This is a genomic window from Caulobacter sp. Root1455 (assembly GCF_001426905.1).
GTDB lineage: Bacteria > Pseudomonadota > Alphaproteobacteria > Caulobacterales > Caulobacteraceae > Caulobacter.
Genome location: NZ_LMFQ01000024.1, coordinates 275,559 through 290,219, shown reverse-complemented (window position 1 = coordinate 290,219; position 14,661 = coordinate 275,559). Strand labels below are relative to the sequence as shown.

Sequence of the window (14,661 nt, the reverse complement as noted above, 5' to 3'; positions counted from 1 at the left end):
CGGAAGCCTCGCAGAGGCTGTCCGGGACCCAGGGGACGGGCTGATGCGATGCGGTTCACCTGGGTCCCGGACAAGCGCTCCGCGCTTTCCGGGATGACAACAGGGAGGTGGCGGAAATTACGCCAAAGCCGGCCCGGCGGCCTTGATCGCCGGCTCCCGCCTCGACCAGCCCTTGATCCACATCTGCAGCGGCGCGTCGATGAAGCGCTCGAACAGCCATGCGGCGACGACGCAGGCGGGCAGGGCGAGCGCCCAGGCGACCCATAGCATCGGGCCGTCGACGCCCAGCTTGCTCTCGACGGCGCGCAGTAGGCCGAACCAGACCACGGCGAGCAGTTGGTTGGTCAGGAACAGCGAGAACGACAGGCGACCCGCCAGGCTCGTCCAGAGCCAGCCCTTCGCGCCCGAGGCCCCGGCGGCGTGGATCAGCAGGCCCAGCAGGGCCAAGCTGGCGTGGTCGAAGCGGCCGACGATCTGCAGGGCCACGACCGAGACGCTCGCCGAGATCGCCAGGCCGTCGGCCCAGCGCGACGGGATGGTCGTCGGCAGGCGGGCGATGAGCATGCCCAGGATGAACAGCGGGATTCCTCGCACCAGGCCGAAGCGCAGGGGCAGCTGGTGGGCGGGGATGCCCGTGACCGCCTTGGCCGCGTAGTCGACGGCCAGGAAGATCGCCACGCCGATCGCCAGGGTGGTCCAGGGCGAGGCGATCCTGGCCGCGGCGCGCCAGGCGGCCGGGAAGCCGGCGTAGCAGACGATCAGGGCCGACAGGGTCCAGGTCGGCATGTTCCAGCCCGACGGGCCAGGCACGAACCAGGCCTGCATCAGGAAGACCTGCGGCAGGAGCTGGTCCCACTGGAACCATTGCGGGTTCTGCGGGGCCAGGCCGACGGCGCCGGTGGCCAGCACGAAGCCCACGAACAGGGCCAGCATCACCAGGTGGGCGGGCCAGATGCGCAGCAGGCGGCGCTTGAGGAACTCGCCGGTGGTCACGCCTTGCTGGAGGACGCGGGGTCCATAGGACTTGGCCAGCACGTAGCCCGACAGCATCAGGAAGAAGTCGGTGGCCAGGTAGCCGCGCCCGAAGGCCGGGTGGATCGCGAACAGCGACACCGGAGCCCGCTCGGCGACGTGATAGAGCACGATGAACAAGGCCGCGACGAACCGAAGGAGGTCCAGGGCGCCGCCACGGGACAGACCCTGACCGTTCTGGGACATCGTGGCGGTTTGGGACATGCGAGCGGGCTCCTTTGGCTTGTGGGAGCAAGGGGCGGGCCAGTTCTCCAGCCGGGGACATGCTCTCACGGCAGGAGGTCTGCCGGGTTCGCGGGGGCGCCCCGGGGTGAGTGCGTGTCCCCAAAGTCGTCCGCTGAGCCTAGTTGCTGTTCAGGATCGAGGTTCGATGCCGTGGATGACGATGGGGACACGCACTCACCCCAAGCTCTGGGGGCGATTTGGTAGGCCTTGCCGTGAGAGCATGTCCCCGGCGGGGCGTCTGCGCTCGGCGAATAGCCAGCAAACCCCCGCGATTTCAACGCCCTAAACTTTCTCGACCCGATTTGGTCCTCCCCCTTCCAGACCACCCGCATAATGCTTGCACCTGAGAGCATGGGGAGGGCGCACGTACGGCGACCGATGCGGCTTTCGGGGGTGGTCGAGCGGGAAGCGCTCGTCGGTGGTCTTTAGTGACGACCTTCGCGACGGTCTTGGGCAGGTCTCCTTGGTCGAGACAAAGCCCAGGCGGCGAGGGATCGACGGGCGCGGCAGGTGCGGGCTGAAATCGCCTGCACAGTCCAGGACGCGCCAACGTCCTGCCCGTCGGGGGCCTCCATCGGAGCGGGTTAAAAATCCGCGATCCGAAGGCTTCCGGATAACGGCCGCGCGGAGCGCTCGTCTTCGTCGAAACGGTAATCAAACTGCAAATCATCCGGGCGAGGCCCGGGCGCTTCGCACCCTCCCACCAGCTCAGCGGGCTCCCGCGTGAGGCGGCGAAGCCGTGCCTCCAAGGTCCTCCCCCCGTGGGGGAGGTGTCGGCGAAGCCGACGGAGGGGGGAGTGATCGGAAGATGGCCGGATCCATGTCGGCGATCCTGAAACTCCCCGCACCGATCGCTGCGCGATCGCCTCCCCCACGGGGGGAGGGCTTGAAAAGGCTCCCCCGATCCCCCGCCCTTGGCTAGTCTGCCCCCTTCACAACGCCTCCGGATTCGCCCGTGTCCCAGATCGCCGTCGCCGACCTCACCGAAGCCCAGGCCGTCGAGGAACTGGAGCGTCTGGCCGACCAGTTGGCCACACACGACCTGCGCTATCACCAGCAGGACGCCCCGACGATCAGCGACGCCGAGTACGACGCCCTCAAGCGCCGCAACCTCGACATCGAGGAACGCTTCCCGCACCTGGTGCGCGACAATTCCCCGTCCATGCGGGTCGGCGCCGCGCGGGCCGAGCAGTTCTCGCCGGTCGAGCACGGCGTGCCGATGCTCAGCCTCGACAACGCCTTCTCCAACGACGAGGCGACGGATTTCGACGCCCGCATCCGCCGCTTCCTGCGGCTCGGAAGCGAGCCGGTGTTCTACACCGCCGAGCCGAAGATCGACGGCCTGTCGGCTTCGCTGCGCTACGAGAAGGGCGGGCTGGTCCAGGGCGCGACGCGGGGCGACGGCCGAGTGGGCGAGGACGTCACCGCCAACCTGCGGACCATCGCCGACATCCCCCATAAGCTGAAAGGGCCTAATCTTGAAGAGGGGGGCTGGCCCGACGTGATCGAGATCCGCGGCGAGGTTTATGTCGAGCTGGAGGCCTTCGCCGCCTTCAACGCCGCCGCGCTCGAGGCCGGCCAGCGCACCTACGCCAATCCTCGCAACTTCGCCGCCGGCTCGCTGCGCCAGATCGATCCGAAGATCAGCGCCCAGCGCCCGCTGCGGTTCTTCGCCTATGCCTGGGGCCTGACCAGCGGACCGTTCGCGGCCGGCCAGTGGGAGGCGCTGGAAAAGCTGCACGCCTGGGGCTTCGTGACCACGGCCCCGCCGGCCAAGCGCGTCCGGGACGCCCAGGGCCTGCTGGACGCCTATGCCGAGTTCGAGGTCCTGCGCCCCAAGCTGCCGTTCGACATCGACGGCGTGGTCTACAAGGTCGACGACCTGGAACAGCAGCGCCGCCTGGGCTTCGTCTCGCGCTCGCCGCGCTGGGCGATCGCCCGCAAGTTCCCGGCCCAGCAGGCCCGCACCATCCTGGAGGCCATTGACCTGCAGGTGGGCCGCACCGGCGCGATCACCCCGGTGGCGCGGCTCAAGCCCGTGACCGTCGGCGGGGTCTCGGTGACCAACGCCACCCTGCACAACGCCGACGAGATCGCCCGGCTGGATGTGCGGATCGGCGACACCGTCGTGATCCAGCGGGCCGGCGATGTGATCCCGCAGATCGTCGAGGTGGCGCTCGAGGAGCGGCCGGATCCCGCGCCCGCGCCCTATGAATTCCCCCACGAATGCCCTTGCCCGCTGAAGACGCCGCTGGCCCGCGAGGTCAACGCCTCGGGAACCGAGTCGGTGGTGCGTCGCTGCACCGGCGAGTTCGCCTGTCCGTTCCAGCGCATCGAGCACCTTCGCCATTTCGTCTCGCGCCGGGCCTTCGACATCGAGGGCCTGGGCGAGAAGCAGCTGGCGGCGTTCTTCGAGGCCGGCTGGATCAAGGAGCCGGCCGACATCTTCAAGCTGGCCCGGGACGAGGAAAAGCTGGCCGAGCTGCGCGAGCGCGACGGCTACGGCGAGACCTCGGTCGCCAACCTGGTCAAGGGCATCGAGGCGCGGCGCACCATCGGCCTGGACCGGGTGATCTACGGCCTGGGCATGCGCGACATCGGCGAGACCACCTCGACCGTGCTGGCCCGCAATTTCGACCGGTTCGAAGACCTGCAGGCGGCCGCCGAGCGGGCGGCGGGGCAGCTGCCGGGCGCGGTCTATCTGGAGCTGTCGGGCGCGGCCGGCGTCGGTCCCAAGGCCCGCGACGAGCTGGTCGAAGCGGGGAAGGGCGGGTTGAAGGCCGATCCCTGGCCCGAGGCCGACAGCCTGGAGGTCAAGATCGGCCACGCCGTGCCCAAGCTGAACAAGCCGGCCCGGGCGGCCCTGGCCGAGCGCTACGGCGACTGGAACAGCTTCGCCCAGGCCCTGGAGCAGGCCGGGCAGGGCGCGCCGGGCGACGACTATCTGCAGCTGGCGGCCATCGACGGGATCGGTCCCGTGGCGGCCCAGTCGATCGCCCGTTTCTTCGCCGAGGCGCATAACCGCGAGAAGGTGGCCAACCTGGTCGCCGAGCTGGACATCCAGGCCGTCGCCAAGCCCAAGACCGACACGGCCGTGGCCGGCAAGACCATCGTCTTCACCGGCTCGCTGGAGAAGATGACCCGCGACGAGGCCAAGGCCCAGGCCGAGGGCCTGGGGGCCAAGGTCGCCTCGTCGGTGTCCAAGAAGACCGACCTGGTGGTGGCCGGCCCCGGGGCGGGCTCGAAGCTGAAGACCGCCACCGACCTGGGCGTCCAGGTGATGACCGAGGACGAGTGGCTGGCCATGGTGGGCGGCTAGCATGCCCGTCGTCGCCATCGACTTCGAAACGGCCAACGAGCAACGCTCCAGTCCCTGCGCCATCGGCCTGGCGTGGATCGAGGACGGTCGGATCACGGACGTGGAGCACCACTACATCCGGCCGAACGACATGCGCTTTTCGGGCTGGAACATCGCGGTCCACGGCATCCGGCCCGCCGACGTGGAGGACGCCGACGAGTTTCCGGCCGTGCTGTCGCGCCTTCAGGAACGGATGGAGCGGGCGACGGTGATCGCCCACAACGCCGCGTTCGACATCAGCGTGATGCGTCGCACCTGCGAGCTCTACGGCCTGCCGTTCCCTCGCTTCGACTACATCTGCACGGTGCAGGTGGCCAAGAACACCTGGCCGCAATTGCCGTCGGCCAAGCTGAACGCGGTCTGCGACTTCCTGGGCGTCGAGTTCAAGCACCACGACGCCGCCCAGGACGCCTTCGCTTGCGGCAGCGTGGCCTTGGCGGCCGTCGAAGCGACCCGGGCGTCGCACATCCGCGAACTGCCGGACAAGCTGGGCATGACAGCCGGCCGGCTGACCGCGACCGGCTACACCACCTGTTCCAGTCCGAGCCTGAGACGGCGGGCCGTCTAGAGGATCGGCGAGCCTTGTTCGAACTCGGCCATCAATTCAGGGGCGGTTCAGCCGAACGCGGGTTAGAAAGACCAACAATTAGGGAGAAGACCCCATGAGACTGCCTATCCTCGCCGCCGCGCTGGCCGCTTCCGCCGCCGCCTTGGCCGTTTCCGCCCCGGCCTTCGCCCAGGAGGTCACGGGCCTTTGGCAGACCCAGACCAACGGCGGCCAGGTCGAGATCAGCCGTTGCGGCAACAGCCTGTGCGGCAAGCTGGTCAGCTCGGATCACATCAGGAGCGATCCGGCGGTCAAGGACGAGAAGAACAAGGACGCGTCCTTGCGCAACCGGCCGCTGAAGAACATGCAGATGCTGTACGACTTCACCGGCGGCCCGACCAAGTGGACCGGCGGCAAGGTCTACAACGCCGCCGACGGCGGCACCTATTCGGGGACGATCACCATGCTCTCGGCCAACGAGCTGAAGCTCAAGGGCTGCATCGTGGCGCCCCTGTGCAAGACCGAGAAGTGGACGCGGATCAGGTAGCCGGCGTCTGCTGAATAGACCCTCCCCCTGTGGGGGAGGCGATCGCGCAGCGATCGATGGGGGGAGTTTTAGGATCGTCGATCCGGGGGGCGATCGCCTCCTGATCACTCCCCCCTCCGTCGGCTTCGCCGACACCTCCCCCACAGGGGGAGGACCTGTCGAAATCCTACCCCGTCACCGTGTAGATCATGATCCCCGTGGCCACCGACAGGTTCAGGCTGTCGGCCCGACCGCGCATGGGGATCTTGACGTTGACGTCGCAGGCGGCGGCCAGTTCGGGCGGCAGGCCCTGCTGCTCGTTGCCCATCAGGATCAGCGACGGCTTCACATAGTCGGCGCTCTTGTGGTCGACCGTGGCGGTCAGCAGCGTGCCGATCACGCTGCCGGGCCAGGTTTCGCGCCAGGCCAGGAACTCGGCCACCGAGGCCTTGGCGATCTTGACCGCGAAGATCGAGCCCATGGTCGCCCGCACGCCTTCGACCGAATAGGGATCCACGCAGTCGCCGACCAGGATGACGCCGCCGCAGCCGGCGGCGTCGGCCGTGCGGATCACGGTGCCCAGATTGCCCGGGTCGCGCACGGCCTGCATGGCCACCCAGCAAGGCGCGCTCTCGGGCACGATGGCGCTGAGCGGCGTGTAGACCTGCTTGAACACCCCGACCACGGCCTGGGGATTGTCGCGGCGCGAGACCTTCTCGAGGATCTCGCGATTGACCTCGATGACCTCGCCGCCGGCCTTCAGGCAGGCCTGCGAGGCCTTCTGCAGCATCGGATGGTCGGCGGCGTCGCGGCCGTACATCAGGATCTTGGGGGCGTGGCCGCAGTCGATCGCCTCGATGACGATCTTCAGCCCCTCGGCCAGGAACAGGCCGCTCTCCTCGCGCTCCTTGCGCATATGCAGGGCGCGGACGGCCTTGACGGTGCTGTTCGAGAGGGAGGTGACGGTCTTTGAGTGGGGGGCGTTCATCGTCATCAACCTTCAGACGCCCAGCGGGCGAAGAACGACAGGCCGATCTGGCGGTCGCCCTTTTCCTCGACCAGCGACAGCTCGCCCCAGTCGATGATCCCGCCGCGCCCCTCCAGCTCCTGGGCCAGCAGGCCCGACATCGCCGCGCCCGAAACCCGGGCGGCATAGGCGTTCATCAGCAGGAACGAGGCGTCGGGGGCAAGGATCTGGGCGCAGTTATGTGTCAGCTCGGCCAGGTCCTCGAACAGGCGCCAGACCTCGCCGTCGGCCCCGCGGCCGAACTTCGGCGGGTCCAGGATGATGCCGTCATACCGCGAGCCGCGGCGCACCTCGCGGGCCACGAAGCGGCGGGCGTCCTCGACGATCCAGCGGATCGGCTTGTCGGCCAGGCCGGCGAAGGCGGCGTTCTCGCGGGCGTAGCCGACCGACTTCTTGGAGGCGTCGACGTGGGTGACCGCCGCGCCGGCGGCGGCGCAGACCAGGCTGGCCACGCCGGTGTAGCCGAACAGGTTCAGCACCTTGGGCTGGCGATCCTTGATGGCGCGGACGCGCTGGTCTTGCCAGGCCCAGTTGGCGGCCTGCTCGGGGAAGAAGGCCAGGTGGCGGAACGGCGTGAACTGGCCGTGGAACTTGGCTTCGCCCCAGGCCAGCGGGAACTTCTCCAGCGGCTTGCCCTTGAAGCGCCAGCGGCCGGCTTCGTCCTCGTCGGTGGGATCGAAGACGGCGTCGGCGGCGTCCCACACCTTCGGGTCCAGGCGCGGGGCCCAGAAGCACTGCGGCTCCGGACGCACGACGGTGTAGCGGCCGTAGCGCTCCAGCTTCTTGCCATGGCCGCTGTCGAGTAGGGCGTAGTCGGCCCAGCCGGTGGTGCGCATGACGAGCGGGGCGGCGGCGATGGTCGGAGTCATGCCCCCGCCAATACGCGCTCAGGGCAAGGCCCGTCCAGTCCGCGCCAGCAGACGAGACAGCAGAGGGTTGGCGGCGCGCGGCGTATGCGGGGTCTTGTCCCAATGGAACGGCGAGACGACGAACTGCCGAAGGGCCTCGGCCGCCGCCAGGCTCTGGAGCGGCCAATAGGCGATCGCGCCCAGCAAGGGCAGCGGCCTTTGTCGATGTCCGGCCCGCCGCTGGGCCTGGGCGCCGGCGATCGCGATGCAGGTCCAGCCGAAGAACATCAGCATCCAGTCCATGGCCGGAACCGCCGGGCAGAGGTCGAGCCCGGCGCCGACTCCCTGCAGCAGCAGCCAGGCGAACAACGGGCCGTGGACATGGGACGACATCACCGGCAGGGCCAGGGTGAGGACCAGCGAGGCGGCCCCGCGCGGGGTGCGGGCGGCCGGACCGCGGGCATGGACGGCCAGGGTCTGAAGGTGGCCCTTGATCCAGCGCGCCCGTTGCGGCCTCCAGACCTTCAACGTGGCGGGCGAGGTCTCGAAGGTCGGTTGGGCCAGAACGTCGAGCTGGCGCCCCTGCGCGGCCAGGCGGAAGCCGATGTCCGCGTCCTCGGTGACATTGTAGGGATCCCATCCGCCGACGGCGCGCAAGGCGCTGGCCCGGAAGTGATTGCTGGTGCCGCCGAGCGGGAAGGGCAGGCGCCAGCGGGCCAGGGCCGGCAGGAAGACCTCGAACAGCACGGCGTATTCGAGGGCGAACTGGTCGGGCAGGAAGCGGGGATCGGGCTCGATCCGCAACGGAGCCTGCAGGCAGGCCAGGCTGGCGTCGGCCTGGGCGAAACGCGCGGCGGCTTCGCGCAATTGGCCGGGATGCGGCGCGTCCTCGGCGTCATAGATCACCACCAGCTCGCCGTGCGCCCGCTGCAGGGCGATGTTGCAGGCCCGCGGCTTGGTCTGGGGCGAGCCGGACGGGGCGATCAGCACCTGGAAGCCGGCCGGCAGGTCCAGCGCTCCGAACGCGGCCTGGGTCTCGTGGTCCCGGGCTTCCAGGACGATCAGCACCTGCAGGCGATCGCGCGGATAGTCCAGTCGCGCCAGGTTGGCGACCAGCTCCGCCGCCACCCCGGCCTCGCGATAGAGGGGCGCGATGATCGTGTAGGCGGGCAGGGCCTCGTCGGGGAGCGGCGGCGCGACCGTCGTGGCGCGAGGCGTGAAGGCGGCGACCAGCTTGATCGTCGAATGGCCCATGAAGCCGACGAAGAACAGCAGATGGAATCCCTCCAGCATGGGCTGAGGTCGCAAGGCCGTGAGCACGAGCAGGGCCAGGACAAAGGTCGACAGCCCGACGACCTGGCCGCGCGACAAACGGCGATGGGCCCCGTCCCGCAGCGGCGTCGCTGTCGCATCCGGACCGTCGGCGAGCGCCTCGATCCAGCTTCCGTCGGCCGCCTCGGTCCCGAACGCGCGCCGCCGCTGGTCTCTTTCCTCTCGCGCCATCGCCCCCGCCGCGCATGATCGGATCCAGCGAGTAGATAACGAATCCTCAACTATGGCGCGTCAAATGAAAAAACACGCGTTTCACGTAAATCCTTGGGAGTTGCGACGTTTGGGTGATTCCCGTTTAGTGTCGGATCTGGGGACTAGGTAGGGGAACGCCATATCGTGACGGTCGCGTTGAAGAAGCCGCACAAATCGGCCCGTAAGCCGAAGGGAGACGGGCATCTGCGTCGGGGTGAAATCCTGGCCGCCGCCGAGAAAATCTTCATCGCCGAAGGTTATGCGGGGGCGACGATTCGCAAGATCGCCGACGCCGTGGGGGTGTCGTCGACGGCGCTCTACATGCACTTCCGCGACAAGGACCAGATCCTGTTGGAGATCAGCGACGACGCGATCGGCCAGCTGTTGGCGGTCAATGTCGACATCGCCCATCGGCCGATCGACGCGGTGGCGCGGGTCAAGCTGATGCTCGAGGCCTACATGCGCTTCGCCCTCGACAATCCCAACACCTATCAACTGGTGTTCTGCGGCTCGCGGGACGTGATCTCCAAGGAAAAGCAGGCCGCGACCGCCGAGTTGGGCGACCGCTGCTTCGCCGAGTTCAGCGGGCCAATCCACGAGATCGCCGCCGCCGGCCGCCTGCGCACCGGATCAGGCGACAGCGCGGCCCAGGTGCTGTGGGCCGCTTGTCACGGCCTGGTGGCCTTGCTGATCACCATGCCGGATCGCAATTGGGCGCCGCGCGAGGAACTGATGAAGGTCACGCTCGAAGGGCTGCTGCACGGCCTGGTCACGGACTGACCTCCATGCGCGCCGCCTTGCTCGCCGGCCTCGCCGTCGGCCTGGCGGCCGTCGCGGGGCCCGCCGCCGCTCAAACCGCCGCCCAAACGAGCGCCCAAACCAGCGCGAAGCGCGTGATGTCGCTGGACTCCTGCGCCGACCAGTACGTCCTGGCCCTGGCTCCGCGCGAGGCGGTGGTCGGCGTCTCGCCGCGGGCCGACGCGCCGGATTCCTTTCTCCGCGCCAAGGCGGCCGGCCTGCCGCAACGGCGGGCGACGATCGAGGCCGTGCTGGGCGCGCGCCCCGATGTGGTGGTGCGCCAGTGGGGCGGCGACGCTCGGCTGACGGCCGCCATCGCTCGGCGCGGCGTTCACACGGTCAGTCTCGGCGACGCCACCGACTTCGACGGCGTGCGGGCCAATGTCCGCCAGGTCGCCCAGGCCCTGAACCGCCCGGCCGAGGGCGAGGCGCTGCTGGCGCGCATGGACTCCGACTTGGCGCGGGCGGCTGGGGCGGGCAGGGGGCGAAGCGCCTTCTATCTGACGCCGGGCGGCTACACGGCCGGTCCCAACACGATGATCGACGCTATGCTGCGGGCGGCGGGCTTCGCCAACGCCTCGACCCAACCCTATTTCTCGCCCGCGCCGCTGGAGCAACTGGTGCTGAACCCGCCCAAGACGGTGGTGCTGGGCTTCTTCGACCTGACCCGGGCCGGGGCCGACCGCTGGGGTCCCGGGCGGCACGCGGCGCTGCGCAAGACGACGCGGGGACGGGTGATCGCCTCGCTGCCCGGCGCCATGCTGGGCTGCTCGGCCTGGTTCGCCGCCGACGGGGCGCGGGCCTTGGCGGGGGCGGCGCGATGAGCCCGCGTCGCCTGGAATTTCTGCTGTTGCTGGCCCTGATCGCGACCGCGATCGTCGCCGTCAGCCTGGGCGAGAGCCCGCTGAGCGCCGCGCAATATCACCAGGCCCTGACCGATCCGGTCTCGGCGCCGGGCGAGGTGCTGTGGACCATCCGCCTGCCGCGCGTGCTGATGGCCGCCCTGGTCGGCGCCGGCCTGGGCCTGGCCGGGGCGACGATGCAGGGGCTGCTGCGCAATCCCCTGGCCGAGCCCGGCGTACTGGGCGTCTCGGCCACGGCGGGACTGGGCGCCGCCCTGGCCATCGCCGGCGGACTGGCGGCCTTGCCGGGTGCCATCGAGGCGGCCGCCCTGGCCGGCGCGCTGCTGGCGGGGGCGGTGGTCGTCGGCCTGGCGGCTCGGTTCCGCGAGCCCGAGGTGCTGATCCTGTTCGGGGTGGCCTTGTCGGCGTTCGCCGGCGCCTTGACGGCCCTGGTCTTCAACCTGTCGCCGTCGCCGGTCGCCGTCGCCGAGGTGCTGGCCTGGCTGATGGGCTCGGTCGAGAACCGCGACTTCACCGACATCCTGCGCGCCGTGGCCCCAATGGCGATCGGCGCTGGGCTTTGCCTCTACGCGGCCCGGGGCCTGCGGATGCTGACCCTGGGCGAGGAGGCCGCCCAGATGTCGGGCCTGCCGATGGCGCGCTTGCGGGTGGCGGCGGTGGCAGGTTCGGCCCTGCTGGCCGGGGCCTCGGTCGCGGCGGCGGGGGTGATCGGCTTCGTCGGCCTGGCCGCGCCGCACCTGGTGCGGGCCGCCGCGCGCGACGATCCGGCCAGGTTGCTTCGGCCTTCGGCCCTGGCCGGGGCGGTGCTGCTGGTCGCCGCCGACCTGGCCGCCCGGGTGATGCCGACCGAGCAGGAGTTGAAGCTGGGCGTGGTCACGGCCCTGTTCGGCGCGCCGGTCTTCGCCTTGCTGGCCTGGCGGGCGGCGCGGAGTTGGCGGTCGTGACGGCGGTCTGGACGATCGAGGGCGCCAAGGCCCGGCGCGGCAAGGTCCTGGTGCTCGACGGCGCGTCCTTGGGCGTCGTCCCGGGCCAGGTGCTGGGCGTGGTCGGTCCCAACGGCGCCGGCAAGACCAGCCTGCTGCGGACGGGCCTGGGTCTGATGCCGCTGGAGATGGGCCAAGCGCGGCTGGGCGGCCGCCCGGTCGGCGACCTGAATCCCGTCGAGCGCGCTTGTCTGGTCGGCTACCTGCCGCAGGAGCGCCGCCTGGCCTGGAACCTGCCGGCCTTGGACGTCGCCGCCCTCGGCGCGCCGGACCTGCCGCCGGGCGAGGCCTTGACCGTGGCCCGCGAACGGCTGGAACGGGTCGGCGTCGCCGACCTGGCCGACCGGGGCGTGCTGGACATGTCGGGGGGAGAGCGGGCGCGGGTCCTGCTGGCGCGGCTGCTGGCGACGCGCGCGCCGCTTCTGGTCGCCGACGAGCCGGTGGCCGGCCTGGATCCGGACGCCCAACTGCTGACGTTGGACCTGCTGCGCGCCGAAGCGGCGGCCGGGGCGGCGGTGGTCGTCACCCTGCACGACCTGGGCCTGGCGGCCCGATCCTGCGACCGGGTGCTGGTGCTGGACCACGGCCGCGTGGCGGCGGAGGGGGCGCCGATCGACGCCCTGTCGCCCGAGGTGCTGGCGTCCGTGTTCAAGCTGGACGGAGCGCTGATCGAGACGTCAACGGGATTGGTCGTGGCGGCGCGACGTCTGACAACCCTCTCCCGCTAGGAGAGGGTTCCCGATGGCGTCGCCTTACCGCGTCCCCGGCACGTAGCCGCCTTGCGGGATGGCGGTGGTCGAGGTCGCCGTGGTCCCGCCGATGGGCGCGCTGGTCGGTCCCGCATAGTTGTATCCCCCGCGCTTCAGGTCGCTCGACAGGGTCAGCGGGGCCACGCCGCCGTTGAGGCGGGCGCGGTAGACCATGGTCGTCTCGATGGTCCGCATCACGTAGTTGCGGGTTTCGGAGAACGGGATGCATTCGATGAAGTCGAGCGGATCGGTGGTCGCGCCGCGCGGGTCGCCGCACAGGGTGACCCACTGGGCCGGACGGCCGGGGCCGGCGTTGTAGGCGGCGGAGGCCAGGATGTACGAGCCGCTGAAGTTGCTGACCATGCTGCCCAGATAGGTCGAGCCCAGGCGCATGTTGTAGAACGGGTCCGACAGGCGATCGACGCTGTGGCTCTCGCCCAGCTGCCGAGCGACGATCGCGGCGGTGGCCGGCATCAACTGCATCATGCCGCGCGCGCCGGGGGCGGAGCGGGCGTTGGGGTCGAAGTTGCTTTCCTGGCGCGAGATCGAATAGACGAACGCCGTCTCGGCCGCGCCCGGCCCCGGAGTGAACAGGTGGTCCAGCAGCGGATAGCCGCGCTCGGGCAGGATAAAGCCGCGCTGGGCGGCGGTGCGGACCGCGCGCATGGCCAGGTCTGGGTCGCCGTAACCTCTGGCCAGATCGACCAGCAGGGCTTCTTCCTCGGCGGTCGGCAGCTGATCGTCGATGTAGAGCACGAAGACCCGGACCTGGTCCCGGGCCCCGGCGGCCATCAGGGTCCGCACCGCCCGGACCAGTTCGCGGCCCTCGAAGCGAGCGCGGTCGGCCTGGGTGATCGTCGGATCCTTGCCGAGGCGGATCTCCTTGATCCCGGCCTTCTCGGCGGCCAGCTGGCCGTAGAAGGTGGTGATGTAGCGCGCGCCCTCGGCATAGAAGGCCTGGGCGGCGATACGGTCGCCCTGGGCCTCGGCGGCCCGCCCTTGCCAGTAGAGGGCCCGGCCGCGGGTGATCGGCGAGGCGCCGATCTCGGCGATGCGGGCGAAATGGTCGGCGGCGGCGTCGGCGTTCTTGAGCCGGGTCAGCGCGATCCAGCCGGCGTAGAACTCGCTTTCGGCCGCGTCGGAGCCGTCCTTCAGATGGGCGTTGGCCGCTGCGTAGGCGCCGGCGCTGTCGCCGGCCCTCAGGGCCGACACCACCAGTTGCTTGCGCTCGCGCCAGATGGCGGACGCGGCGTCGTCGCTGGGGGGCGGGGCGGGAAACTGCCGGACCAGCGGAAGGGCCAGGGTGTCGAGGCCCTTGCGGCGCAGATAGGACGCACGCTCGAACACCACGCCCGGCTGGGCCTGCTGAGCCGGGGGCAGCGCGGCGTAGAGGTCGTTGGCGTTGCTGGCGTTCGAGCGGAAGGCGATGCGCGCCTGGGCCGCCGCCTGCTGGTCGTCGGGCAGCAAGGTGACCATGTCGCGGGCGGCGGGGCCCTGCGGTCCGTACAGCAGGATGTCGGCGCGGCGGACGTGGTCGTCGCTCGTCAGCAGCGTGCCGTAGCGCGCCAGCATGCCGCGTTGGGCGTCCGCCTCGAACACCTCGTCGCGCCAGAAGCGGCGAATCAGGTTGGCGGCGTCCGCGTCGCGGCCGGCGGCCTGGTAGGCGGCGGCCAGGTTCATGGCGCCCTCGGCGGTCTGCGGATCGCGGCCGCCGAACCAGGCGATCATCCGCTGGGCGTCGAGGCCGGAGACGATCAGGGCCTTTTCGGCCGCGGTGTCGCGGCGCTGGGCGCGGGGCCAGCCCGACAGGTCGCGACGCGCCTGATCGAGCTCGAAGAAGCCCATGCTCTCGGCCCCGGCGTCGACCAGCGCCCACAGGGCGATCTTTCGGGACAGCGGGTCCTGGATGCTGGACATCGCCATGCGGATGGTTGCGGGGTCGCGGCTGGTGACCGCTATGCGCAGGTTGGCGGCGTCGGCTTCGGCGGGCGTGGCGTAGGTCGCGGTCGGCGGGGTGGTGATCAGGCCCTGGGGCGTGGCCGGGCCGGTGTAGGGCTGGGGCGCGCGGGGCAGATCGACATCGTCCTGGGCCAGCGCGACGCCGAAGAGCGCCACGCCGCACAGCACCAGGGGGGCGGCTCCGCCCAGCAAGACCTTACCCAACCCTGAGGCCAAAACGCC

The 14,661-nt window shown here is 70.4% G+C and carries 12 protein-coding genes; 7 read left to right on the top strand and 5 right to left on the bottom strand.

Annotated elements, in window-relative coordinates:
- Positions 1–117: 117 nt before the first annotated feature.
- Positions 118–1,236 (bottom strand): acyltransferase family protein, encoded by a 1,119-nt coding sequence (locus ASD21_RS18800; protein ID WP_056444905.1) that lies wholly within the window; start codon positions 1,234–1,236, stop codon positions 118–120.
- A 976-nt stretch (positions 1,237–2,212) separates the two neighbouring features.
- Here ASD21_RS18800 and ligA point away from each other — a divergent pair.
- From ligA to ASD21_RS18785, 3 genes are all read left to right on the top strand, one after another.
- Positions 2,213–4,576, top strand: a complete 2,364-nt coding sequence (gene ligA, locus ASD21_RS18795; RefSeq protein ID WP_056444902.1) for an NAD-dependent DNA ligase LigA — start codon at positions 2,213–2,215, stop codon at positions 4,574–4,576.
- Between the two features lies 1 nt (position 4,577).
- Complete coding sequence (locus tag ASD21_RS18790; protein ID WP_056444898.1) at positions 4,578–5,183, top strand: 3'-5' exonuclease; 606 nt, start codon at positions 4,578–4,580, stop codon at positions 5,181–5,183.
- Positions 5,184–5,277: 94 nt separating this feature from the next.
- Positions 5,278–5,709: a DUF2147 domain-containing protein gene (locus tag ASD21_RS18785; protein ID WP_056444894.1), complete on the top strand. Its 432-nt coding sequence runs from the start codon at positions 5,278–5,280 to the stop codon at positions 5,707–5,709.
- 166 nt (positions 5,710–5,875) lie between these two features.
- Here ASD21_RS18785 and ASD21_RS18780 read toward each other — a convergent pair whose 3' ends face one another.
- The 3 genes from ASD21_RS18780 to ASD21_RS18770 are packed head-to-tail and all read right to left on the bottom strand — an operon-like array spanning position 5,876 to position 9,066.
- Positions 5,876–6,676, bottom strand: a complete 801-nt coding sequence (locus ASD21_RS18780) for a TrmH family RNA methyltransferase (protein ID WP_056446189.1) — start codon at positions 6,674–6,676, stop codon at positions 5,876–5,878.
- Positions 6,677–6,681: 5 nt separating this feature from the next.
- A complete protein-coding gene (locus ASD21_RS18775; RefSeq protein ID WP_056444891.1) occupies positions 6,682–7,584 on the bottom strand; it encodes a class I SAM-dependent methyltransferase in 903 nt (300 codons plus the stop codon).
- A gap of 18 nt (positions 7,585–7,602) precedes the next feature.
- Complete coding sequence (locus ASD21_RS18770) at positions 7,603–9,066, bottom strand: glycosyltransferase (protein ID WP_056444887.1); 1,464 nt, start codon at positions 9,064–9,066, stop codon at positions 7,603–7,605.
- 165 nt (positions 9,067–9,231) lie between these two features.
- Here ASD21_RS18770 and ASD21_RS18765 point away from each other — a divergent pair, with 165 nt between their 5' ends.
- Genes ASD21_RS18765 through ASD21_RS18750 form a run of 4 tightly spaced genes read left to right on the top strand, consistent with a single transcriptional unit; the run spans position 9,232 to position 12,459 of the window.
- A complete protein-coding gene (locus ASD21_RS18765) occupies positions 9,232–9,867 on the top strand; it encodes a TetR/AcrR family transcriptional regulator (RefSeq protein ID WP_056444885.1) in 636 nt (211 codons plus the stop codon).
- Between the two features lie 5 nt (positions 9,868–9,872).
- Positions 9,873–10,709 carry an ABC transporter substrate-binding protein gene (locus ASD21_RS18760; protein ID WP_082554847.1) on the top strand — a complete coding sequence of 279 codons (837 nt, stop codon included), beginning with the start codon at positions 9,873–9,875 and terminating at the stop codon, positions 10,707–10,709.
- A complete protein-coding gene (locus ASD21_RS18755; protein WP_056446183.1) occupies positions 10,652–11,692 on the top strand; it encodes a FecCD family ABC transporter permease in 1,041 nt (346 codons plus the stop codon). The genes ASD21_RS18760 and ASD21_RS18755 overlap by 58 nt, the downstream gene beginning before the upstream one ends.
- The gene (locus ASD21_RS18750; protein WP_056446180.1) at positions 11,689–12,459 is read left to right on the top strand and encodes an ABC transporter ATP-binding protein; all 771 of its coding nucleotides are present in this window, start codon (positions 11,689–11,691) and stop codon (positions 12,457–12,459) included. The genes ASD21_RS18755 and ASD21_RS18750 overlap by 4 nt, the downstream gene beginning before the upstream one ends.
- 24 nt (positions 12,460–12,483) lie before the next feature.
- Here ASD21_RS18750 and ASD21_RS18745 read toward each other — a convergent pair whose 3' ends face one another.
- Positions 12,484–14,655 (bottom strand): lytic transglycosylase domain-containing protein, encoded by a 2,172-nt coding sequence (locus ASD21_RS18745; RefSeq protein ID WP_056444878.1) that lies wholly within the window; start codon positions 14,653–14,655, stop codon positions 12,484–12,486.
- Positions 14,656–14,661: the final 6 nt, after the last annotated feature.